A 22,856-nucleotide genomic window follows, 5' to 3' on the forward strand; every position below is an offset into this window, starting at 1 on the left:
GATCGATTGCTCAAGCAGCCAATCGGCGATCGGCGACGACCTGCGGTCTGATGCTGGCTGGCATGAGCAAGGCCTTCTCGATCGCGCTGCGCGTCGCCGCCGCGAGTGCATCGCGCTCGTGCGCGCCGGCCGCGATCGCCGGCAGATAGAACACGTCGGCCTCGAGGCCCGGGTTGCGCAGCAGCTCGACGATGTTGTCGAACAGCACGTCCTCGCCGACGTAAGGCGCGATATTGCGGCCATCGGCTGCGAGCCCGTAACGAATCGCCACGGGCTGCACCGGGCGATTCGATTCGATCGCTGCGGCGAACAGGCGCGAGTGGAACGGCAGCACCGATTCGCCCGTCGTCGTCGTGCCTTCGGGAAACAGCGTGAGGCTGCCGCCGCCTTGCAGATACGGCACGAGCTGCGTGATCAGCGGTCGCGATCCGCCGCGTCCGCGCTTGAGATAAAAGGTGCCGGCCGCAGTCGCGAGCGAGCCGACGATGGGCCAGTGGCGCACCTCGGATTTCGACACGAAGCGCGTGCGCTCGCACGAGGCGATCAAGCAGATGTCGATCCACGAAACGTGGTTCGAGACCGTCAGATGCCCGGTGTCGACCGGCTTGCCGTGGATGCGGATGCGCAGGTCGAAGATCGCGAACAGGCGCTGGTTCCACCATTGCGTGAGCGGCTCGGGCCTGACGCGCCCGCGAGCCAGGCCGACCGCACCGACCAGCAGCATGCCGAGCAGCAGATGCAGAACGAGCCGCAGGCAGCGCACGGCCAGAAGCAGGTGCGCCATCAGGCGTGACCGACCGCGGTCTCGGCAGGCTGGATACCGAGGAAATGACGCGCATAGCGCGGGCAGATGTCCGACACGTTGAGCAGCATGAACACGTCGGCGCAGTTGAAGTCGCGATCCCAGTACGCGTCGCCGCAGGCCTTCGCACCGAGGCTCACGTAGGCCTTGAGCAGCGGCGGCATCTTCGCCTTCTGCGCGGGCGTGCCGTCCGGCAGCGGCAGCGGATAGTGCGGACGCACGCGCTGGTAGCCCGGCGCCATGTACTTGTCCTGCACCTGGCGCAGGATCGAATGCGCCTGCGCGCCACCGTCTTCGAGGCCGATGCTCGCGCAGCCGAACAGGTAATCGAAGCCGTGCTGGGTGAAGAAGGCCGCGAGGCCCTGCCAGAGCGTGGCGATCACCGCGCCGCTGCGGAATTCCAGATCCACGCAGGTGCGGCCGATTTCCATCACGCGGCCCGGCAGCGAATCGATCATCGACAGATCGAATTCCGAACCCGAGTAGAAACCGCCGGCGCGCGCGGCCTGGTCGTCGGTGAGAATGCGCGTGCAGGCCACCATGCGGCCGCTCGCGGTTTCGCGCACGATCAGGTGACGGCAAAAGGCGTCGTATTCGTCGCGATCGGCCAGCTCGTCGCCGCCGTCGATCTGGGCGCCGAGTTCACCGGCGAAGATGCGGTAGCGCAACTGCTGACTTTCAAGAATTTCGGCCGCCGTGGTCGCGAAACTCACCGCGAAGCGCGCTTCGCCACGCGGCTGCTCGTCACGAATGATCACCGGGGCCACGACGGAACTCAGGATGGACGACATGGAATGCTCCGCAATCTACTGCGGCGCACTCTATGGATGAGAGGTTGAGGCTACATGAACGCGACGTGACGCTTTGTTGACATTGCGGCCCGCCTTGCAAGGTGCAGCAGCGGGCGGATCACTTGCTGAAATCGCGCGGCGAAGTCGCGCGTTTGCGGTGCTCAGCCGAGTCTGGGGCTCACGATCCCGAGCGCGTAAAGGCCGGATTCACGCGCCTGCCTTGGCAACTGGCCATACGCGATCCGCCGTCGGCGTCGTCCAGATCCGCGTGTGCAGCCTCGACAGCGAGATCGGGTCGGACAGCAGCAGGTTGCGATGGTTGTTGCTGATCTTGTCGGGGCCTTCGGTGGTCGCGGTTTCGATGAGCTGGTCGCGCAGCTGGCGTGCCTGGGCCGGCAGGCGCAGGCGCGGAATGCCTTCGGCGGCGAGCGCGGCGTTGAGCACCGGATCGACCACGGCATCGACGAAGCCCGGGTTGTGGCGGCGGTTGCGGCGCAGGGCCAGGCGCATCCAGCGCAGCTCACGCGGGGCCAGCGATTCTTCGGGAATCAGGAAGAAGCGCTTGTCACGCAGCCAGCGGCCCGGCCTCACGCGCGAGGACCAGACTGACAGCGGAATCGCCAGGATCATCGAGCCGACCACGGGCAGCAGCCACCAGAGGAATTCGGGTTGCAGCCAGTAGACGAAGCCGGCCCAGACCAGGCCGAGCACGGTGCCGCCCCAGTGATTCGTGAAGGCGTCGATCCAGTGCGTTTCGGCGTCGTCGCGCGGCGGCGACTTCCAGGTGATCGCCACGCCGAGCAGGCCCAGGGTCACGAACTTGGCGTGGAACAGCATGCGGATGGGGGCCAGCGCGGCCGAGAACAGCGATTCGAGCACCACGCTGAGCAGCAGGCGGACCGGCCCGCCGAAGCCGCGCCACTGGCTCGGCTTGAGGATGAACAGCAGCGCCGCGAGCAGCTTGGGCAGCCAGAGCAGCGTGGCGGTGGCGCCGAACAGGCGCGCGGCCCATTCCGGATGCCATTCGGGCCAGTTCGGGAACATCTGGTAGGGCTGGCTGAAGTAGACCGGCTCGGACAGCACGTTGACGGCGAGCAGGGCGGTCGACAGCACCAGGAACAGGAACCACAGCGGGGCCGACAGGTAGGCCATGACGCCGGTCATGAACACCGCGCGATGCGCCGGATGCAGGCCGCGCGTCAGGAACAGCCGGAAGTTCATCAGGTTGCCCTGGCACCAGCGGCGATCGCGCTTGAGCTCGTCGAGCAAGGTCGGCGGCATCTCCTCCCACGAGCCGGGCAGGTCGTAGGCGATCCAGACGCTCCAGCCGGCGCGGCGCATGAGCGCGGCCTCGACGAAGTCGTGGCTTAGGATTTCGCCCGACATCGAGCCCTTGCCGGGCAGCTTGGACAGCGCGCAATGGCGCATGAACGGGGCCACGCGCAGGATCGCGTTGTGTCCCCAGTAATGGCTTTCGCCGAGCTGCCAGAAGTGCAGGCCGGCCGTGAACAGCGGGCCGTAGACGCGCGTGGCGAACTGCTGGATGCGCGCGTACATCGTGTCGCGCCCGGCCGCCCACGGCGCGGACTGGATGATGCCGGCCGACGGATGCGCTTCCATGAGCTGGGTCAGGCGCACGAGGCAATCGCCCGACATCACCGAATCGGCGTCGAGCACGATCATGTAGTTGAAGCGGCTGCCCCAGCGGCGGCACCAGTCGGCGACGTTGCCGGACTTGCGGCGGATGCGATGCGTGCGCCGGCGGTAGTGGATGTGATCGAAGCCGTTGACCTCGCGGCACATCGTCAGCCAGGCCTGCAGTTCGGCGACGCGGGTGTCGGCGTCGTAGGTGTCGGACAGGATGAAGAACTCGAAGTGCTTGAGCTTGCCGGTGCGAGCGAGGCTGTCGTAGGTGGCGCGCACGCCGGCCATCACGCGCGGCACGTCCTCGTTGCAGATCGGCACCAGGATCGCGGTCTTGGTTTCGGGCGCGATCGGCTGGTCGGCCGGCGTGGTGCCGTTGATCGAGTATTTGTCGCGCCCGACGAGCAGGCACCAGAAGCCCATCAGCGCGGTCCAGAATCCGGCTCCGACCCAGGCGAACAGGATCGCGTAAAGCACCAGGATGATCATCTCGAGCCAGTGGCTGCCGTGGTAGGGCAGCACGGCCGTCATCAGGTAGACCGCCAGATAGGTCTGGCCGAGCACGAAGCCGAGCAGGATCAGCCGGCGGAACAGGCCGGCCCACTGCCAGCGGCCGACCGGATCGGGCGCATCGGGTTTGACGTCCTCGTCGAACTCCTGGCGCGAAACCAAGCGGCCGCGACGGCCGAAGCTCGCCCGCCACCAGCGCTTGAGCGGGTTGTTCGCCCACGGGCGCGGCTTCATGAACGCGCGCTCGATCGGCGGCATCGTGTGCAGGCGCGTGCGGCCGTGGTTGTCGGTCTGCACCACGCGGGCGATCTGCTCGTCCTGGCGCTCGCCGTGGCTCTCGGGCCAGAGCTGAGACAGGCGCTGCGGCATCGACTGCCAGGCCGGGTCGGCGGTGTCCTCGGCCGGCGCCCGGCTCATTTCGCGGTGCAGCTGGGCCCAGGGTTCGGCGCTCGCGAGTGCCTCGTTGAGCAGGCGCTCGCGCCGGTCGGCCGACAGGCGCAGCTTTTCGACGTAGGCCTGCAGACGGCCGGCCTGGGGAATGGCGGAAGGGGGGATCTGAGCGTCGTTCACGGGCTTATTGTGCGGCAGCGCAACATGAATCGTCTGGCTCTCTTTCGGGAAAAGCCCTGGGTTCCGACGGCCTCAGGCAAGGTTCGGTGCGCGAGTACTACGGGGCGAGGATGTAACTCCAGGTCTCGGAAATCGATTCCTGGTCACGGCGCAGAAACGCGCGCATCTCGACCGGCTTCTCGGGGTCGATACGGCGGAAGCGGAACGACAGCCGCCAGCCGCCGGTGGCCTCGTTCGGGCTCACCTGGCGCTCGAGCAGCTCGCCGTTGTCCGACAGCCACAGGCCCGGGAACACCTTCGAATCCTTGTCCAGGCCCTTGAGGCTCGGGCCTTCGAAGTCGACCATCATGCGGATGGTGTTGTCGGCCTCCTTGGTCCAGCCGTGGCCGCGGCGCGACTGCGTGACCCAGCTCGTCGGCGGGGCGGTGAGGTCGTTGCGCTGGAACGAGATCGCGTACGACACGTTCATCGAATCGCCCGGTTTGGGCGGGTGATCCGAGACCCAGTACGCCACGACGTTGTCGTTGGTCTCGTCGGGCGACGGAATCTGCACGAGCTCGACGCGGCCCTCGCCCCAGTTGCCGCGCGGCATCACCCAGGCGCTCGGCCGCAGGTCATAGCGCGCTTCGAGGTCTTCGTAGCTGCTGAACGCGCGGTCGCGCTGCATCAGGCCGAAGCCCTTCGGGTTGGTGGTCGAGAAGCTCGTCACGAGCAGCCGGCGCGGGTTCGACAGCGGGCGCCAGATCCATTCGTCCGAGCCCGTGTTGACGAGCAGGCCGTCGGAATCGTGCACCTCGGGGCGGTAGTCCTCGATCTGCGGACGCTGGTTCTCGCCGAAGAAGAACATGCTCGTGAGCGGGGCGATGCCGAGCTTGTCGATCTTCTCGCGCGGGAAGATGCGCGCATCGACGTTCACGACGGTGGTGTCGCCGGGCTTGAGTTCGAAGCGGTAGGCGCCGGTCACGCGGCGCGAATCCAGCAGCGCGTAGATGACCAGATGGTCGTCCTTGGCGCTGGGCCAGGACAGCCAGAACTCGGTGAAGTAAGGAAACTCCTCGCCCGACAGCTGCGCCGTATCGACCGCGAGGCCGCGCGCCGACAGGCCGTAGCGCTGGCCCTTGCCGAGGCCGCGGAAGTAGCTCGCGCCCTGGAACACGAGCACCTCGTCCTTGTAGTCGTCCTTGTTGACGTTGGCGTGCACGCGAAAGCCCGCGAAGCCGACGTCCTTGAGCTTGGTCGGGTCGAGCTGCTTGTTGTTGCCGTAATCGAAGTCGGCCGCGTCGAACGACAGCGGGTTGACCCCGCCGCTGCCGATCACGTTGATCTTGACGGGCAGGTTGTAAACCCCGCCCGGATGGAAGAACTGCACCTCGAACGGCAGCTTGCGGTTGCGCCAGAGCGCCTTGTCGGGCTTGAAGCGGATGTCGCGGACCTGGTCGTATCCGAGTTCGGCGAGTTCGCGCGGCAGCGTGTTCTCGGGCTTCTTGTAGGGCTGCTCGGCGAGCGCCTTGGCGCGCAGGGCCACGTCGTCCAGGCCGAAGGCGAAGGCCGGCATGACCGCCAGGGCGCAAATCCATGCGAGAAGCCGACCCGCGACTGCGGGCTTCCGATACGACATGTTGGGTTCCATGAACGGGGGGCGGACGCGACGACGCGACAGTTTACGGAACCAAGCTGAACAATGCCGCCAGGCCGGTTCAGCACCAGCACTGATCAGCGGGTCGCGACGCGCCTTTCCACCATCACGAGGTCGATGAACTTCTCGGGCGTCACCGCCGGGTAGAACAGCCAGCCCTGCGCGTAGTCGAAACCGATGTCCTGCAGCACCGCGAGCTTGGCGGCCTCGTCGACGAACTCGGCGACCGTGGTCTTGCCGGTCGCGCGGGCCACCTGATAGATCGCGCGCACGATCTTCTCGGAGACCGAGCTCGTGGCGAGGTCGCGAATGAAGCGGCCGTCGATCTTGACCTCGTCGACCGGCAGCGAATGCAGGTAGCCGAACGAGCACAGGCCGGCGCCGAAATCATCGAGCGAGAAGCGGCAGCCGAGCCGGTTGAAATCGAGGATGGCCTCGGCCGCCACGTTCAGATGCTTGATCGCGGCGGTCTCGGTGATCTCGATGCAGAGCTTTCCGGGCGGCACCTGCGCATGGCGCACCTCGTCGTAGAGCTTGCCCATGAACATGCCGTCGATGAACGAGGAGGCCGACAGGTTGAACGAGACCGAGTCGAGCCGATCGAGCGCCGGCCGATGATCGTCGATCCAGTTGAGCAGATGGCGTGAGGAGAACTCGTCGAGCTCGGTCGACAGGCCATGCAACTCCAGCGATTCGATCATGCCCGGGGGCGGCGGCGACCAGTGGTTCGGTCCGCGCTCGATGCGCAGCAGGAACTCGGCCTTGGCGATGCGCGGTGCGCGCGTACGGATGTCGATCAGCGGTTGAGGATGCAGTGACAGCGAACCGCTCTCGAGCAGCCGGCGGAACTCGCTGACCGCGTCGGAATTGGCGCGCATCTGCGGCAGCGGCTGGCTGCCGGTGTGGAAATGGATCTGGTTGAGCCCGCGACGCTTGGCCTGCTCGCAGGAGTCCTCGGCCTGTGCGAGCAGCATCGGCCATTCGTAGGGGCGACGCAGCGGCACCACGCCGATCGACACCGCGAGCGAACTCGCGCCGTGACTGCCGGTGTACGACAGCGTGGTCAGCGCATCGCGCAGGCCCTTGGCCTCCTCGGCGGCCTGCTGCGCGTGATCGAGCGTCTTGATGGCGACGAACTCGTCGCTCCAGAGTCGCGTCGACAGCCCATCGCGACCGGCCCAGCCCTTGAGGCAGCGGGCGACATCGGCGACGAGCTGGTCGGCCACGTGCGGCGAGGCCAGACGGTTGACCGAACGCAGCTGGCAGAGGTCGATGTAGAAGAGTGCCGCGGCCGTCGGAGCGCTCCAGCACTCAACGGATTGCAGCAGTTTTGCGTAGCCGGAACTGTTCATTGCCAGGTGAAGGCGCAAGGATTCAGAACCGGTATCGGCCGTGCGGAATGAAGCTTGAGGGCCGATTCGACGCATTAGTGCAAACGCCGTTCGAGAACCGCGCCGGCTGCACGGAGTTTCGTAGGCTGGCCCAGGCCGAAGGTCGCACCCCGACATCGCGGCAATGGAGAACGGCGGCTTACGCGCTTCGCGCTGGTCCGGCCTACTTTTTGAGCAGTGCGCGCAGCCGATACAGGCTGTCGAGCGCTTGGCGCGGCGTGAGCTGGTCGGGGTCGAGTTCGCGCAGCAGCTGCACGAGTTCGGGCGGAACCTCGGGCGCGAACAGGTTCATCTGCGGCGCCGGGGCCGCGCTGACCGGCCGGCTCCTGGGCTGCTGTTCGAGCTCGCTCAGATACGTGCGCGCCTTGCCGACGACCGCCGGCGGCAGGCCCGCGAGCGCGGCCACCTGCAGGCCGTAGCTGCGGTTCGCCGGCCCGGCCTTGACCTGGTGCAGGAACACGAGCTTGCTCGTCGGCCCGCTGCCGAACTCGACCGCATCCAGGTGCACGTTGGCGATGCCCGGCAGCGCGCCGGCCAGCTCGGTGAGCTCGAAGTAATGCGTCGCGAACAGCGTATAGCTGCCGACCGCGGTCGCCAGATATTCGGAGCAGGCGCGGGCCAGCGACAGGCCGTCGTAGGTCGAGGTGCCGCGGCCGACCTCGTCCATCAGCACGAGCGAGCAGCGCGTCGCGTTGTGCAGGATGTTCGCGGTCTCGCTCATCTCGACCATGAAGGTCGATTGCCCGCTGGCCAGATCGTCGGCCGCGCCGATGCGCGTGAAGATGCGATCGACCGGGCCGATGCAGGCACGGTCGGCCGGCACGAAGCTGCCGGCATGCGCGAGCAGCACGATCAGCGCGGTCTGCCGCATGTAGGTGCTCTTGCCGCCCATGTTCGGGCCGGTGATCACGAGCTGGCGCGTACTCGCGTCCAAACACAGGCCATTGGCGACGAAGGCCGAGCCGATCATGCGCTCGACCACCGGATGACGGCCGGCGTGGATTTCGAGCCGGTCTTCGGCGACGAGTTCAGGGCGCTTGAGATTGAGCGTGATCGAGCGCTCGGCGAGCGTTCCGAGCACATCGAGCTCGGCGAGTGCGCGCGCGGTAGCCTGCAGCGGACGCAGCTGCGCGTTGAGCTGGTCGAGCAGCGTGTCGTAGAGCAGCTTTTCGCGCGCGAGCGCGCGGTCGCGCGCCGACAGCACCTGGTCCTCGAAGCGCTTGAGCTCCTCGGTGATGTAGCGCTCGTAGTTCGTCAGCGTCTGCCGGCGCGAGTAATGCGCCGGAATCTTCGCCGCATGCGTCTTGCCGACTTCGATGTAGAAACCGTGCACGCGGTTGTAGCCGACCTTGAGCGTCTCGATGCCGGTGGCCGCGCGCTCGCGCTGCTCCATCTGCATCAGGAAGCCGTCGGCGTTCTCGGACAGCTGGCGCAGCGTGTCGAGATCGGCGTCGTAGCCGCTGCGGAAGATGCCGCCGTCCTTGATCGTCAGCGGCGGCTGCTCGTGGATCGCGAGCGCGAGCTCGGCCGCGAGCGCCTCGTGCGGGGCGAGCGCTTCGCGCAGGGCGACCAGGCGCGGGGCTTCGAGCCCGGCGATCTCCTCGACCAGCGCCGGCAGCAGGGTCAGCGTGTCGCGCAGACCGGCGAGGTCGCGCGGACGCGCCGAGCGCAGCGCGCAGCGCGCGAGAATGCGTTCGAGGTCGGCGACGTTGCGCAGCCGATCGCGCAGGGCCGACAGCAGACGGTTGTCGCGCTCGTGATCGAGCAGGTTGGCGATCGCATCGTAGCGCCCGGTCAGCTCGGCGCGATCGCGCAGCGGACGCAGCAGCCAGCGCGCGAGTTCGCGGCTGCCCATCGCGGTGACGTTGGAATCGAAGACGTGCAGCAGGCTCAGTTCGAATTCGCCCGAGAGCCGGCGATCGATTTCTAGGTTGCGCCGCGTCGCCGGATCGAGGATCAGGGTTTCGTCGGGCTGTTCGAGGCGCAGGCCGGTCAGGTGCGGCGTGAGCGCCTTCTGCGTCTCCTGCACGTAGGCGAGCAGGGCGCCCGCCGCGCCGATCGCCGCGGACAGCCCTTCGACGCCGAAGCCGCGCAGATCCTGGGTGCCGAATTGCGCCGTCAGCTGCCGGTAGCTCGAGGCCGGATCGAAGTGCCAGACCGGGCGCGCCAGCGAGCCCAGGCCGAGCTCGGGGAGGGTTTCGCCGCCGTCGGCGACCAGCAGCTCGCTCGGCCGCAGGCGATGCAGCTCGGCGCGCAGGTCGGCCTCGCTGCTCGTCTGCAGCACGCAGAAGCGGCCCGACGACAGCTCCAGCCAGGCGCAGCCGTAGAACTCGCGCTGGCGGTGCACGGCGACGAGCAGGTTCTGCGCGCGCGGATCGAGCAGGCTGTCGTCGGTGGCCGTTCCGGGCGTGACGATGCGCGTGACTTCGCGGCGGATCGGCCCCTTGTCCGCGCTTGCGCGGACAACAGTGGATGATCCAGCCCCGACCTCGCCGACCTGTTCGGCGATCGCGGCCGATTCGCCGGCTTTGATGAGCCGGGCCAGGTACTGCTCGAGCGCATGCGCGGGCACACCGGCCATGACCACCGGCGCGCCGGCCGATTCGCCGCGCTGGGTCAGGGTGATGTTGAGCAGCCGCGCGGCCTTGCGCGCGTCGTCGTAGAACAGCTCGTAGAAATCGCCCATGCGGAACAGCACGAGCGTGTCCGGAAACTCCGCCTTGATGGCGAAGTACTGCTGCATCGAGGGGGTGTGGACGGGCGCCGACGGCGAGGCGGCCTTCATCGGGGCAGGGTCACAGCGGTGGACATCGACGGAATCCTTCCCGGGTTCGCTTTCAGTGTATGGGCCGGGGCGGCTGCTTCTGCAGCAAGGCGCGCAAGCTCCAGAACAACAGCAGCGGCGCGATGAACAGGCCGAAGGTGATCACGCGGCGGCCGGTGCCCTGCGGGGCCCAGGTGTGGCAGGGAATCTCGAAATCGAGTTGCGGCAGGTTCTTGGGCGCGCCGGTGATGCAGAAATCGTTGGTCTGCGAAAGCTGCTCGCCGGTCACCAGCGTGCAGTCGAGGCAGGCCTGCTGATAGACCGGCGGGGCGAGCTCCGGAAAGATCGCGCGCGACTGCCCTTCGGTGTTGACGTGATAGAAGACGCCTTCGGGGTCGCGCATGACCAGCCCGGCGCCCGGCACCACCGACAGGTCGTTGATGCGCTCGCGCATGTTCGCGGCGATCGGCGTGGCCAGGAACCAGCTCGCATAGCCCCAGCCGGCCAGCGCGAGCCAGAAGATCAGCCGCCCATAGGCAAAGCCGCGGGCCGTGGTGATCTGCATCGCCCGCGGCCGCGACGATTGCCGAAGCGGTTGCCGGGGAATCGTGCGGGCCATAGGGCGTTCAGTCAAGGATCGTGGGCGATCCAATAATTATAGACAGCGCGCCTGGATTTCCGCCCGCGATGCAAGTTGCGCATGGAGCTCTGGGCTGTAGGGAAGATGGACTAGGATGCGCGCTTGTTGAACAACGACCAACCGCCTAAATGCGCAATGTTCCGCGCATCGCCGCTGCGGAGAACCCCGATGAACGATCCCAGGAACCTTGCTGCCGAAGCGCAGCGGCCATACCTAGATTCCGACCAGGACAGCGGCAAGGAGCAGGAGCAGCTGCTCGCCCAGCTCGAATCGCGCTCCCAGGGGCGCCCCGATTTTCCCGAGCGCCCGCAGACCAACGGCCTGCTGCGCGCCTTCTACGACACTTCTTCGCTCGATGCGCTCAAGGCACGCGCGCCCGAGCAGCTCATCGACATCGCACTGCGCCAGTGGGCCTGGGCGCAGCCACGCGCCGCGGGTGAGCTCAAGCTGCGCGTGCTGCCGCCGGTCGAAGGCGGCCCGCCGCTCGCTGCGGTCGAAACCTGCGTCGACGACATGGCGTTTCTCGTCGACACCGTCGGCATCGCGATTCGCGAAGCCGGGGTTTCGATCGACTGGGGCGTGCATCCGATCCTGCCGCTGGTGCGCGATGCGTCCGGGCGCATTCAAAGCATCGGCGCGAGCGCCGACAGCCGGCTCGAATCGTGGATCCACATGGAGTTCGAGCCGCTGCCGAACGCCCAGGCCTATGCCGAACTCGAACGCAGGCTGCGCGCTGCGCTCGACGATCTGCGCTCGGCGATGGCCGACACCAAGGCCATGCGCGACAAGGCGCTGAGCCTGGCCGATGGCCTCGAGAACCTGCCGCCGAACGCCGATGCGGACGAATTCGCCGAAGGCCGCGAATTCCTGCGCTGGCTCGCCGATGGCCACTTCACCTTCCTCGGCTACGCGGAAACGCGCCAGGCGCCGGCCGGCGAGGGCAAGTCCCAGCTCATTCAAGTCGATGAAGCTTCGCTGGGCCTGTCGCGCGCGGGCCAGCGTTACGCCGATACCGCGGCGCTCATCGCGCCGAAGGCCGAGCTCGACAAATACGCCGATTCGCCGCGTCTGATCGTCGTCACCAAGGCCAATCGCAAGGCGGCGATCCACCTCGACGATTACATGGACGTGATCTCGGTGAAGCAGTACCGAAGCGACGGCAGCGTCGCCGGCACCTGCCGCTTCGTCGGCTTCTTCGCCTCCGACGTCTACATCGACCGTCCGCGCACGATTCCGCTGATTCGCCGCAAGACCGATTACGTGCTGCGTCATTCGCGCATCGGCGAGGACACGCACAGTGGCAAGCTGCTGCGCGAGATCATGCACCTGATGCCGCGTGACGAGCTGTTCCAGAGCAGCGAGCAGGAGCTCTATCGCACGGTGATGGGCATCCGCGCGCTGCGCGATCGGCACCAGCTCAAGCTGTTCCTGCGCCGCGATCGCTACGGCCGTTTCTATTCGTGCCTGATCTATCTGCCGCGCGATCGCTATTCGCGCGAGCTGCGCGATCGCATCGGCTCCGAGCTCATGAAGATGCTCGGCGGTGTGTCGGTCGATCGCCACGTCGATTCGCTGCGCGGCACGATGTCGCGCGTGCGCTACGTGGTGCGCACGCCCGCGGGCACCGATGCCCCGATCAGCGTCGAGCAGATCGAGCAGCGTCTGATCGCGGTGACGCGATCGTGGCGTGAACAGTTGCGCGAAGTGCTCGGCAAGCATCTCGGTGCGCGCAGCACCGATGTCTTCGCCGCCTGGTCCGAAGCGTTTCCGCTCGCCTACACCGACACGGTTTCGCCCGAAGACGCCGAAGCCGATCTCGAATACCTGCTCAGGCTTTCCGAGCAGCAGCCGCTGCTGCCGCGACTGATCTTCGATGCCGACGGCAATGCGCCGGGTTCGAGCGCGCGCGCCACGCGCCTGAAGCTCTATGCGCGCCAGAGCTCGCTCGCGCTGTCGGATATCCTGCCGACGCTCGAGAACTTCGGCCTGCGCGTGGTGCGCCAGGATCCGACCGAGGTGAAACCCAAGAACGCGCCCGCGTTCTGGATACAGGAGTTCGTCATCGAAGCGCCCGCTTCGAGCCTGTCGGCCGCGGTGCAGAAGGCCAATTTCGAACAGGCCCTGCTGCAGACTTTCATCGGCGAAACCGAGAACGACGGACTCAATCGTCTCGTGCTCGCCTCGGGCCTCGATTCGCGTCAGGTCGCCTGCGTGCGCGCGCTCGCCAAGTACGTGAACCAGATCGGCCTGCCTTACGGCCGGTCGGACATCGAGCAGTTGCTCGCCGGACAGCCGAACATCGCGCGCATGATCGTGCGCCTGTTCGAATCGCGCTTCGATCCGCGCCTGCAGGCCGATCAGCGCCAGTCCGACGAAATCCGTTATGCGCAGGAGATCGAAGTCGCGCTCGACGGCGTGTCGAGCCTCGATACCGATCGCGTGCTGCGCGCGCTGCTCTCGGTCGTGCACGCGGGTCTGCGCACCAACTTCTATCAGACCGCGAGCGACGGCAAGCCCAAGTCCTACATCAGCATCAAGCTCGATCCGAGCAAGATTCCGGAGCTGCCGTTTCCGCGCCCGATGTTCGAGATCTGGGTGTATTCGCCCGAGGTCGAGGGCGTGCATCTGCGCGGCGGGCGCGTGGCGCGCGGCGGCTTGCGCTGGAGCGATCGGCGCGAAGACTTCCGCACCGAAGTGCTCGGTCTCATGAAGGCGCAGATGGTCAAGAACGCGGTCATCGTGCCGGTCGGCGCCAAGGGCGGTTTCGTCGTCAAGCGCCCGGTCGATGCGAGCAATCGCGAAGCCTGGATGGCACAGGGTATCGAGTGCTACAAGACTTTCCTGCGCGGCCTGCTCGACATCACCGACAACCGCGTCGGCGATGCGATCCACGCCCCGCGCGACGTGGTGAGGCTCGACGAGGACGATCCCTATCTGGTCGTCGCGGCCGACAAGGGCACCGCGAGTTTCTCCGATATCGCCAACGGTATTTCGGCCGACTACGAGTTCTGGCTTGGCGATGCTTTCGCCTCGGGCGGCAGCGTCGGCTATGACCACAAGAAGATGGGCATCACGGCCAAGGGTGCCTGGGAATCGGTCAAGCGTCATTTCCGCGAGATCGACATTGACATCCAAAGCCAGCCGTTCACCGTCGTCGGCATCGGCGACATGTCGGGTGACGTGTTCGGCAACGGCATGCTGCTTTCGCGCAAGATTCGCCTGCTCGCGGCCTTCGATCATCGTCACGTCTTCCTTGATCCGAATCCGGACGAGGAGAAGAGCTTCGACGAGCGCGCGCGCCTGTTCGCGCTGCCGCGCAGCTCCTGGGCCGATTACGACACGAGCCTGATTTCCGAAGGCGGCGGCGTGTTCGCGCGTTCGGCCAAGCACATCAAGCTGTCGCCGCAGGCGCAGGCCGCGCTCGGTGTCGAGCGCGGCACCTACACGCCGGCCGAGCTCATCAACGCGATCCTCAAGGCGCCGGTCGATCTGCTCTGGAACGGCGGCATCGGCACCTATGTGAAGAGCGAGCACCAGAGCCACGTCGAAGTGCGCGATCGAGCCAACGATGCGATTCGCGTCAATGGCCGCGAGCTGCGCGCCAAGGTCGTCGGCGAAGGCGGCAACCTCGGCTTCACGCAATCGGGCCGCATCGAATACGCCCTGCATGGCGGACGCATCAATACCGATGCGATCGACAACGCGGGCGGCGTGCACTGCTCGGATCGCGAGGTCAACATCAAGATTCCGCTCAATCGCCTGATGAGCGAAGGCCAGCTCACGCGCGAGCAGCGCGACCCCCTGCTCGCCGCGATGACCGACGACGTCGCCCGCTTCGTGCTGCGCGACAACTACGTGCAGTCGGCCGGCATCAGCATGATGGAGCGCGAGGCGGCGGCACGGCTCGATGAGCACGTCGGGCTCATGCGCATGCTCGAGCGCGACGGCCTGCTCAATCGCTCGATCGAGTTCCTGCCCGACGAGGAGACGCTCAAGGAGCGCCGCACCGAAGGCCGCGGACTCACGCGGCCCGAGCTCGCGGTGCTCGTGGCGTATGCGAAGGTCTCGCTCAATTCGGCGGCGCTCGATTCCGACCTCGCCGACGATCCGTTCTTCGAGCGCGACCTGCTCGACAACTTTCCGCGCCTGCTCGTACATCACTATCGCGATGCGCTCGTGCATCACCGTCTGAAGCGCGAAATCATCGCGACGATCCTGTCGAACGCGGTGGTCAATCGCATGGGCATCGCGTTCGCGCATCACATGTCGGCCGACCATGGCGTGGCCTCCGCTGCGGTGCTCAAGGCCTACGCGGCCGCGCACGAGATCTTCGACGGCGATCGCTACTGGAAGGCGATCGAATCGCTCGACAACCGCGTGGGCACGAGCGTCCAGTACCGCCTGATGCAGCGCGCCGCCGGCCTGCTCAAGCATGCGACGGGCTGGATCGTCGGCGCCCGGCTCGGCGAGCGCTTCGGTGTCGGCGAGCTCGTGAGCCGCTATCGCGACGCAGTGTCCGAGCTCGATCGCGCGCTGCCCGAGCCGCTGTCGCCGAGCTATCGCGAGGAATGGGACCGCGCGGTCGCGGCGACGGTGGCCGACGGCGTCGACGAGACACAGGCGCGTTCGCTCGCGAACACACGCGTGCTCGGCAGCGCGCTCGACATCGCCGACCTCGCGGCCGAAGCCAAGGTCAGCCTGGGCGAGGCGGCGGCGGTCTACTTCCAGAGCGGCGAGCGCCTGCGCATGCCCTGGCTGCATTCGTCGATCCTCGCGCTCAAGGCCGGCGGCAGCTGGCAGGCGCTCGCGCGCACCAACCTGCGCGACGACGCGTATCGCATCCATCGGCGGCTCGCCGGCCAGATCCTGCGCCAGGGCGGCGACACGCCCGAGGCCCGCATCGAAGCCTGGATCGCGGCCAACGAGCGTCCCGTGCGTTTCGCGCTGAACCGGCTGTCGGAACTGCAGGCCAGCGGCCATGCCGACTTCCAGGCGCTGGCCGTGGCCGTGCGCGAACTGCGCAAGCTGCGCACGCTCTGAAAACGTGAGGCGTGAGGCGCGCTTTTACGCCTCACCTCTCACGAGAGCGGTGCCGGTCTAAGCCGAATCCGCCGGCCGGGCCGGCGCTCGTCTGTCGGTCCGGCGGTCAGCGAGGTTACAATGCCCGGCCGCGTAGCGAGCCTGCGCCTGCTTTGCAGGGCCATACATCGGCCGCGGCATCCAAGCCAAGCCGCCCGACACCACACCGCCACCGGCGGCTGGGCGGGCGTTTCCCAGCGAACCGCCAGAACCGCCATGCCCAAGATTGTCTTCATCGAACACAACGGAACCCATCACGTCGTCGACGCCCCGGTCGGCAAGTCCCTGATGCAGGTCGCAGTCGACAACATGGTCCCCGGCATCGTGGGCGATTGCGGTGGCTGCTGCAGTTGCGCCACCTGCCACGGCTACATCGAAGGCGAGTGGGCCGACAAGCTGCCGCCGAAGCAGGAAGACGAGGAAATGATGCTCGACGGCGCGCTCGAAGTGCTGCCGACCAGCCGTCTGACCTGTCAGGTCTTCGTCAAGGAAGAGCACGACGGCCTCACCGTGAAGCTGCCGGCCAGCCAGTTCTGATCGAAGCGCTCCGGCCGCACGGGCTCCACCGCCTTTCGTGAAGGCGGCGTAGCCGGGCACGGGGGTGGTCGGGCGCGGCATCCGGACGATGCCGCGGGCCCCGATCCTACTTCTTGGCCTGCTTGGACTTGAGCATCGTGCCCGTGCAATTGGGGCTGCCGCAGCGGCAGGCCCAGATCTTCTTGAGACGCGCCGTGTGGCGCACCTCGAGGGTGATGCCGTAGTCGTAGGTCAGCTCTTCGCCGCGCTTGATCTCGCGCAGGGTCTCGATGATCACGCGATCCTTCTTCGGGTCGCCTTTCTTGTCCTCGTAGAGCACGGCCTGGCAGTTCGGGTCACAGCTGTGGTTGATCCAGCGCGCATCGTTGCCGCGCGTGTTGGCGTCGAGGATGTACTGCTCGTTGAGCGTGAACAGGAAGGTGTGGCCGGTTTCGCCGCCGTCACCGTACTGCTCGTCGGCTTCGTCGTGGGTCAGCAACTTTCCCTTGTACTGGATCACCTGGGTGTCTGCGGCGAGCTTGCGGCGTGCGAAGACGCCGGTACCGTGGATGGGGGAGCGGCGGGCGACGATCGGGGAGGCTGCGGTCATGGAAGTCGGAGTTTGAAAGGTCTATTGTGCGAGCTGCGGGGAGCGATCGTGCAAGCATCGGTCCAGATGCCGGCATAATGTGCGGCGATTAAAGATTTAAGCGTTCGAAAAGAATCATTATGGAGTTGTATCAGCTCAGAAGCTTCGTGGCCGTCGCCGAGATGCGCCACCTCACGCGTGCTGCTGAGAAGCTGCACATCAGCCAGCCTGCGCTCTCTGCGCAGATCAGGGCGCTGGAGGATACCTTTTCCGTCGCCCTGTTCGAGCGCACGCCCGCGGGCATGGTGCTCACCGCGGCGGGCCGGCGCCTGCTGCCGCTGGCCGAGAAAGTCCTGTCCGCCGCGCAGGCCATGCGCAACGAGGCGCGCGCGATCAAGGGCGAGATCGGTGGCATCGTGCGCGTCGGCACGGTATCGGACCCGGACTTCATCCGCGTGGCCCCGTTCATGAGCGCCACCGTGCGCCGCTATCCGCTCGTGGAGATCGAATTCCACCACGTGGTGACCGGCGAAGCCTTCGAGATGGTGCGCGACGGCGGGCTCGACGCGAGCTTCTATTACGGCGAACTCGCGCATTCCGATGTCGCCTCGGTGACCTTGCGCGAAGTGATCTTCCGCGTCGTCGTGCCGAGCGGCTGGAAGGATCGCCTCGTCAAGGGCAGTTTCGAAGAGCTCGCGGCCCAGCCTTGGGTCATTCCGCCGCCGATCAGCGCGCACAACGAGATGATCCGCGGCCTGTTCAAGCGCCACGGGCTCAAGCCGTCGCGCGTGGTCGAGGCCGATCACGAGGCGGTGATCAGCTCGCTCGCGATCTCGGGCGTCGGCGTTGCGCTCATGCGCGAGGAAAAGGCGCTCGAACGCGCGCGCACCGGCGAGATCATGCTCTGGGGCGACGTGCGCCTGCCGACGCAGCTGCGCTTCATCTACGCCAAGGAGCGCGAGGAAGACCCGATCATCCGCGCGATGGTCAATCTCGTGCGCGAAGTCTGGTCGCCGGGGCCGACGCCTTAAGCCATCGCCGTCGGCGATCCGATCGGTTCTCAAAAAATCCCGCAGCTGAGCCCCGCTGCCATCAGCTGACCGATCTCGCGCGCCCGCGCGAGCTGGTCTGCGGTCGGCTCGCCGACCGCGATCAGCGGGGGCGCCACCGCATTCCAGCCGTAACCGGTGGCGATGCGCTCGATCGCGCGTACCGCGCCGCTGCCGTCGTTGCCCGCGCTGACGAGCAGCGCGTAGGGCAGGCCGATGCGCTTGCCCTCGCAGGGGTAGTAGGTGCGGTCGAGGAAATCCTTCACCGCGCCGCTCATGTAGCCGAAGTTCTCGGGCGTGCCGATCAGCAGGCCCGCGCAGGCCATGAGGTCGTCGACGCCGGCCTCCAGCGCCGGACGCAGTTCGATCTCCACCTCGTCCGCGAGCTCGGAGGCGCCTTCGATGGCGGCGTCGACGAGCTGGCGCGTGCGCCCGGTCTGGGTGCTGTAGACGAGCAGCAGGCGCTGCCTCATGCGCGTTCAGCGCTCGGCGACGAGGCGCTGCGAGCCGCTCCAGCGTTGGCCGGGCTGCAGCGTCACGGGGCGTCCGACCGTGGCCGCTTCGATGCAGAGCATGCGGCGGAAGCCATCGGGCTCCAGGTCGGCGAGGGCGGCGCCACGCTCGGCTCCGGGGTTCCAGACCACGGTATCGACGAAGCCGCTCTGCTCGATGCGCAGCTGCCGGGCGCCTTCGCGCAGCCGCAGGCCCGGCGGGGCGTCGAAATAGATGCGATCGACTTCACCGACGATCGCCATGCTCGCGGCGGCCTCGTCGAACTCGCGCGTGCCCTGGGTGGAGTCGCGATAGCGCAGACCCTGCAAGCCTTCGATGCGCGCATCGGCGATCTCGCCGACGCGCAGGTAACTGTGCAGCGCGGCGGTGAAGGTCTGCGGCTGCGAGTCGGTGTTCTCGACATTGAGCTCGATCAGCAGCTCGCGCTCGGCGAGCGTGACGACGAGCTCGCAGGCGAAGCGATGCGGCCAGAGCGCGAGCGTCTGCGCGTCGGCTTGCAGCTGCCAGCGCGCCGCACGCGCCTGCTGCTCGATCAGCTGCCAGCGCCGGTTGCGCGCGAAGCCGTGCTTGGGCAGCGGCCCTTCGCCCGCGAACTGCGGAAAGATCACCGGCACGCCGCCGCGAATGGCGACACCGTCCTCGAAGATCGAGCGATCGCTCAGGAACAGGCGCTCGTCACCGGCCACGGGACTCCAGCTCAGCACGTGCGCGCCCTGAGGATCGATGGAGGCGCTGGCGCCGGAGGCGTGCGCCAGGACGATCGGTGTACGGGAGAGGAGGGCGTTCATAAGCCCGGATAGTGAGGCAGCCGCGATGACGCGCTCAAGCCCGGGCCGTTGGCCGACCGAGCTGAACCGATCGTCGGAAACCGCCGAACGCGTCGCGGACGCTGGACTGAAATAAGCTTGCCGAGCGGCGCCTGCCGAAGCGGCACGGTCGTCACGAGCGCGGGTCGGGGAGATGTCATGGGCAGGAAGCACGCCACAAGCCACCAGAGATTCAAGCCAAGGTTCGATCGCCGCCGGTTGCAGCGCGGCGCGGTCGCGATCTGGGTGGGGGTTTCGATCGTGGCGTTCATCATGGCCACTTTCATCGCGATCGATGTCGGCCGCCTGTACTTCACTCAGCGCAATCTGCAGAAAACGGCGACGCTCGCCGCGGTATCGGCAGCTCAGATCGCGAGCGGGTGCACGGCTGGCGACGGGATTCGCGTCGGTGCCGATGACCTGTTCAATCGCGTCCAGGCGATCGTCGTGGCCAATGGTGGATCGGCGAACTGGCTGACGGGTGTCAACGGAACTCCGGCGATCGAGGTGGGAAGAATCAAGACGCGTTCTGGCGACGGCGTACGCGTATTCGTTCCGCTCAACGAAGACGATCCGCTCGTCGATTCGGTGCGTGTCAATCTGTCGCGGCCGGCTCCGGCTTCGTTCATTTCCTCTTTCGTGTCCGGCAACGGAGCGACGCTTCGAGCATCCTCCACCGCGCGCCAGGCCGTGCTCGGCAGCATCGGCGTGGGTTCGGGCCTGCTTTCGCTCGATTCGAGCAACATCACGTTCCTGAATTTCCTGCTGCCGCCGCTGCTGAATGCGACGGGCATCAATCTCAACCTCAATGCGCTCGACTACCAAGGGCTTGCGCGCACCAACGTGAGCATCGGCATGCTCGCGACCGCCGTCGGTGTCGACGTACAGGACCTCTCCAGTCTGCTCAACACCTCGACGACCTTGCCGGGTGTGCTCAATGGCCTGAGTCCGCTCGTAAACCAGGTCATCGTCGGCGGCACCAGCGGCACGGTGACGGGATTGCTGAATCAGCTCGGCAGTGCCGCCTCCGGCAATACCACGCCGATTCCGCTCGTCAACGTGCTCGGCGATACCGTGCAGGCGGTCGGCGCCGCGGTGCCCGCGATCAATCTGCTCGATCTGATAATCGCGCTTGGCATGGCGACGCATGCCGATCCAAGCGGTGCGATTACCCCGATCGTGCTTCCGGTTTCGCTGTACTCGTTGTTGGGTATCGATCTGCGTGTCTACCTGCAGATTCTCGAACCCCCGCGAGTTTCCGTTCTGGGTGCTCCAGGGTCCACCTCCGCGAGTACCGCGCAGATCAGACTGCTCGTGCGTTTGCAGGTCAACACCGTCAGTGACATCGTCTCGGGGCTCAATGGATTGCTGGATTTCTTGAACGCGCTGCTTGGGCTGCTGGGAACCTCGCTCGGCACTTTCAGCGTCGATCCGGTCAAGCTCGGTATCGACCTCAACGTCGATCCTGCAACGGCCTATCTAGATGAGATCGGTTGTCCGGTCGCTTCAATCAACGGTGGGTTCCCCGTGGCGAGAACCAGCGCGTCAACCGGCGTCGCTTCAGTACAGGTCGGCAGTTTCAGCGGCAATATCGGGACTGCCCAATCCACGACACTCGCCGACACGGCAGCTATCACCGGCGTGCATCTGGGGCCGGTGAGCGTGTTGTTCATTCCGCTTGGATCGCTGTCGCTCAAGGTCAACGCTGTGAAACAGAGCCCGATCGTGGTCGGCAATCCAGCTTTGCGGCCGCTCGACGATGTCGTCGACTTCACTCGTCTGGGCGATTTGCCCGCAGGCACCACGCGAGCCTGGATGGCCGATGGACTGCCGCCCGCCCCCGGTGTGGCCGCCAATCCGCAGACTATCTCTTCAACGAACCTGCTCGAATCGGCGCTCGACTCAACACTGCATACGCTTGCTGGGGGCATCACGGTCACTACCGATCCAAACAACCCGCCAGGTTTGTTGAGCGCCTTGAGCTCGATTCTTGGCACCCTGGTCAACAGTGTTACGACCACGCTCGTCAACACGCTGGAGCCGCTGCTCGTCGATGTGGTCGGCAGCCTGCTCGACTCGATCATCGAGCCGCTGCTGGCTTCTCTCGGCATCGAAGTGGGCTCCGCGACTCGCTTCATGCGCGCCGTAGCCATCGATACCCCCGCGACCGTGACCAACTGCCTGCCGAACTCGACCGGGCCAAGGGCCTGCCTTCCTGCCGAATGAGCTTGCCTTGCGGGATGAGGGCAGCCGCACAATAATTGCGCCGCCTTCGTTCAATGAATTGTCACAGCTCGCATGACCGTCTCCCGCCTTTACCGCGTCAGCTTCCACAACCAGGGCCAGGTCTACGAGGTCTACGCGAAGCAGGTCAGCCATGGCGGCATGCCAGGCTTCGTCGAGGTGGAGAAACTCGTTTTCGGTGAGCGCACGACGGTCGTCGTCGATCCGGGTGAGGAGAAGCTCAAGGCCGAATTCGAGAACGTCGAGCGCTTCTACGTTCCGCTGCATGCGGTGATCCGCATCGACGAAGTCAGCAAGCAGGGCCCGGCGCGCATCGTCGCCGGCGCAAGCGGCGATTCCAAGGTCACGCCGTTTCCGCTGTACATGAACCAGGACCACTCCAAGAAGTGAGCGCTTCGGGGCTGCGATTCGCTTCGCTCGGCTCGGGCAGCAGAGGCAACGGCACGCTCGTCGAAGCTGGCGGAACGCGCCTGCTGATCGATTGCGGCTTCCAGCTGCGCGAGACCGAGGCCCGGCTCGAACGCCTTGGCATCGAAGCCGCCTCGCTAGCCGGCATTCTCGCCACCCACGAGCATGGCGATCACCTCGGTGGCGTCGGCCGGCTGGCCCGTCGCTACGGGATCACGGTGTATCTGACCACGGGCACATCGCTGGCCTGGAAGGACTCGAATGTCGAGGCGGTACGGATCATCAATCCGCACCAGGGCTTCTCGATCGGGGCGATCGAGGTCCAGCCCTACCCGGTGCCGCATGACGCGCGCGAACCCTGCCAGTACGTGCTGGGCCACGCCGGGCTTAGGCTCGGCATCCTGTCCGACGCCGGCCACGTGACCGCGCACATGCGCGAAGTGCTCAGTGGCTGCGATGGGCTGATGCTCGAATGCAATCACGACCTGCACAGCCTGACGTCGGGCCCGTATCCATACAGCCTCAAGCAGCGCGTCGGCGGCTCGCGCGGGCACCTCAACAACGGCCAGTCGGCCGAGCTGCTGCGCAGCATCGACTGCTCGCGCCTGCAGCATCTCGTGCTCACGCACCTGTCGGAAACCAACAATACGCCCGAGCTCGCGCTCGCCGCGGCCTGCGAGGCGATGCAGCAGTCGGCCGACTGGATCGTCTGCGCAGCCCAGGATGGCGGCCTCGATTGGCGGCAGTTGATTTAGCGATCTGCCAAGTCCTGCTACGGCATGCCGGCGAGGGGCCGCTCTCGTCTCGATTGGCGCGAATTGACCTGGCGCCTGCCAAAGCGCGGTCGGCATGAGACAATAGCGCCCTTCTTTCAAGCGCCTCTTCTGCGCAGGATCGACGATGC

At 66.5% G+C, this 22,856-nt stretch carries 16 protein-coding genes; 6 read left to right on the forward strand and 10 right to left on the reverse strand.

Going from position 1 to position 22,856, the window contains the following annotated elements:
• Positions 1-10: 10 nt before the first annotated feature.
• From AC3WUM_RS17885 to AC3WUM_RS17915, 7 genes are all read right to left on the reverse strand, one after another.
• The gene (locus AC3WUM_RS17885; protein WP_492411881.1) at positions 11-784 is read right to left on the reverse strand and encodes a lysophospholipid acyltransferase family protein; all 774 of its coding nucleotides are present in this window, start codon (positions 782-784) and stop codon (positions 11-13) included.
• Positions 784-1,593, reverse strand: a complete 810-nt coding sequence (locus AC3WUM_RS17890; protein ID WP_492411882.1) for a GNAT family N-acetyltransferase — start codon at positions 1,591-1,593, stop codon at positions 784-786. The genes AC3WUM_RS17885 and AC3WUM_RS17890 overlap by 1 nt, the downstream gene beginning before the upstream one ends.
• A gap of 207 nt (positions 1,594-1,800) precedes the next feature.
• Positions 1,801-4,317 (reverse strand): glucans biosynthesis glucosyltransferase MdoH, encoded by a 2,517-nt coding sequence (mdoH, locus tag AC3WUM_RS17895; RefSeq protein WP_492411884.1) that lies wholly within the window; start codon positions 4,315-4,317, stop codon positions 1,801-1,803.
• A gap of 97 nt (positions 4,318-4,414) precedes the next feature.
• Positions 4,415-5,935 (reverse strand): glucan biosynthesis protein G, encoded by a 1,521-nt coding sequence (locus AC3WUM_RS17900; protein WP_492411886.1) that lies wholly within the window; start codon positions 5,933-5,935, stop codon positions 4,415-4,417.
• Between the two features lie 95 nt (positions 5,936-6,030).
• Positions 6,031-7,305: an EAL domain-containing protein gene (locus tag AC3WUM_RS17905; protein ID WP_492411887.1), complete on the reverse strand. Its 1,275-nt coding sequence runs from the start codon at positions 7,303-7,305 to the stop codon at positions 6,031-6,033.
• A 202-nt stretch (positions 7,306-7,507) separates the two neighbouring features.
• A complete protein-coding gene (gene mutS / locus AC3WUM_RS17910) occupies positions 7,508-10,129 on the reverse strand; it encodes a DNA mismatch repair protein MutS (RefSeq protein WP_492411889.1) in 2,622 nt (873 codons plus the stop codon).
• Between the two features lie 52 nt (positions 10,130-10,181).
• A complete protein-coding gene (locus AC3WUM_RS17915) occupies positions 10,182-10,673 on the reverse strand; it encodes a hypothetical protein (protein WP_492411891.1) in 492 nt (163 codons plus the stop codon).
• Positions 10,674-10,916: 243 nt separating this feature from the next.
• Between AC3WUM_RS17915 and AC3WUM_RS17920 the strand changes: the two genes are divergently transcribed.
• Both AC3WUM_RS17920 and AC3WUM_RS17925 read left to right on the forward strand, forming a co-directional pair.
• Complete coding sequence (locus AC3WUM_RS17920) at positions 10,917-15,788, forward strand: NAD-glutamate dehydrogenase (protein WP_492411893.1); 4,872 nt, start codon at positions 10,917-10,919, stop codon at positions 15,786-15,788.
• Between the two features lie 255 nt (positions 15,789-16,043).
• Positions 16,044-16,364 (forward strand): 2Fe-2S iron-sulfur cluster-binding family protein, encoded by a 321-nt coding sequence (locus AC3WUM_RS17925; protein WP_492411894.1) that lies wholly within the window; start codon positions 16,044-16,046, stop codon positions 16,362-16,364.
• 106 nt (positions 16,365-16,470) lie between these two features.
• Here the strand turns inward: AC3WUM_RS17925 and AC3WUM_RS17930 are convergent, their stop codons facing one another.
• Positions 16,471-16,953, reverse strand: a complete 483-nt coding sequence (locus AC3WUM_RS17930; protein WP_492411896.1) for an SET domain-containing protein — start codon at positions 16,951-16,953, stop codon at positions 16,471-16,473.
• 119 nt (positions 16,954-17,072) lie between these two features.
• On the opposite strand from AC3WUM_RS17930, the gene AC3WUM_RS17935 reads away from it, so the two are divergent.
• Positions 17,073-17,963 carry a LysR family transcriptional regulator gene (locus tag AC3WUM_RS17935; RefSeq protein ID WP_007185765.1) on the forward strand — a complete coding sequence of 297 codons (891 nt, stop codon included), beginning with the start codon at positions 17,073-17,075 and terminating at the stop codon, positions 17,961-17,963.
• 29 nt (positions 17,964-17,992) lie between these two features.
• On the opposite strand, the gene AC3WUM_RS17940 is transcribed toward AC3WUM_RS17935, so the two are convergent.
• Complete coding sequence (locus AC3WUM_RS17940; RefSeq protein WP_492411898.1) at positions 17,993-18,454, reverse strand: flavodoxin family protein; 462 nt, start codon at positions 18,452-18,454, stop codon at positions 17,993-17,995.
• Positions 18,455-18,460: 6 nt separating this feature from the next.
• Positions 18,461-19,282 (reverse strand): D-hexose-6-phosphate mutarotase, encoded by an 822-nt coding sequence (locus AC3WUM_RS17945; protein WP_492411900.1) that lies wholly within the window; start codon positions 19,280-19,282, stop codon positions 18,461-18,463.
• A gap of 117 nt (positions 19,283-19,399) precedes the next feature.
• On the opposite strand from AC3WUM_RS17945, the gene AC3WUM_RS17950 reads away from it, so the two are divergent.
• From AC3WUM_RS17950 to AC3WUM_RS17960, 3 genes are all read left to right on the forward strand, one after another.
• Positions 19,400-21,526: a pilus assembly protein TadG-related protein gene (locus tag AC3WUM_RS17950; RefSeq protein ID WP_492411902.1), complete on the forward strand. Its 2,127-nt coding sequence runs from the start codon at positions 19,400-19,402 to the stop codon at positions 21,524-21,526.
• Positions 21,527-21,598: 72 nt separating this feature from the next.
• Positions 21,599-21,934: a DUF1820 family protein gene (locus AC3WUM_RS17955; RefSeq protein WP_492411904.1), complete on the forward strand. Its 336-nt coding sequence runs from the start codon at positions 21,599-21,601 to the stop codon at positions 21,932-21,934.
• A complete protein-coding gene (locus AC3WUM_RS17960) occupies positions 21,931-22,707 on the forward strand; it encodes an MBL fold metallo-hydrolase (protein WP_492411905.1) in 777 nt (258 codons plus the stop codon). The genes AC3WUM_RS17955 and AC3WUM_RS17960 overlap by 4 nt, the downstream gene beginning before the upstream one ends.
• The last annotated feature ends 149 nt before the right edge of the window (positions 22,708-22,856 follow it).

Source organism: Hydrocarboniphaga sp. FW305-C-57 (assembly GCF_058783045.1).

What these genes read in the sequence shown, in the direction of transcription:
- AC3WUM_RS17885 (WP_492411881.1), bottom strand. Translation starts at nt 784, where the DNA reads ATGGCGCACCTGCTTCTGGCCGTGCGCTGCCTGCGGCTCGTTCTGCAT.
- AC3WUM_RS17890 (WP_492411882.1), bottom strand. Translation starts at nt 1,593, where the DNA reads ATGTCGTCCATCCTGAGTTCCGTCGTGGCCCCGGTGATCATTCGTGAC.
- AC3WUM_RS17900 (WP_492411886.1), bottom strand. Translation starts at nt 5,935, where the DNA reads ATGTCGTATCGGAAGCCCGCAGTCGCGGGTCGGCTTCTCGCATGGATT.
- AC3WUM_RS17905 (WP_492411887.1), bottom strand. Translation starts at nt 7,305, where the DNA reads ATGAACAGTTCCGGCTACGCAAAACTGCTGCAATCCGTTGAGTGCTGG.
- mutS (WP_492411889.1), bottom strand. Translation starts at nt 10,129, where the DNA reads ATGAAGGCCGCCTCGCCGTCGGCGCCCGTCCACACCCCCTCGATGCAG.
- AC3WUM_RS17915 (WP_492411891.1), bottom strand. Translation starts at nt 10,673, where the DNA reads ATGCAGATCACCACGGCCCGCGGCTTTGCCTATGGGCGGCTGATCTTC.
- AC3WUM_RS17920 (WP_492411893.1), top strand. Translation starts at nt 10,917, where the DNA reads ATGAACGATCCCAGGAACCTTGCTGCCGAAGCGCAGCGGCCATACCTA.
- AC3WUM_RS17925 (WP_492411894.1), top strand. Translation starts at nt 16,044, where the DNA reads ATGCCCAAGATTGTCTTCATCGAACACAACGGAACCCATCACGTCGTC.
- AC3WUM_RS17930 (WP_492411896.1), bottom strand. Translation starts at nt 16,953, where the DNA reads ATGACCGCAGCCTCCCCGATCGTCGCCCGCCGCTCCCCCATCCACGGT.
- AC3WUM_RS17935 (WP_007185765.1), top strand. Translation starts at nt 17,073, where the DNA reads ATGGAGTTGTATCAGCTCAGAAGCTTCGTGGCCGTCGCCGAGATGCGC.
- AC3WUM_RS17940 (WP_492411898.1), bottom strand. Translation starts at nt 18,454, where the DNA reads ATGAGGCAGCGCCTGCTGCTCGTCTACAGCACCCAGACCGGGCGCACG.
- AC3WUM_RS17945 (WP_492411900.1), bottom strand. Translation starts at nt 19,282, where the DNA reads ATGAACGCCCTCCTCTCCCGTACACCGATCGTCCTGGCGCACGCCTCC.
- AC3WUM_RS17955 (WP_492411904.1), top strand. Translation starts at nt 21,599, where the DNA reads ATGACCGTCTCCCGCCTTTACCGCGTCAGCTTCCACAACCAGGGCCAG.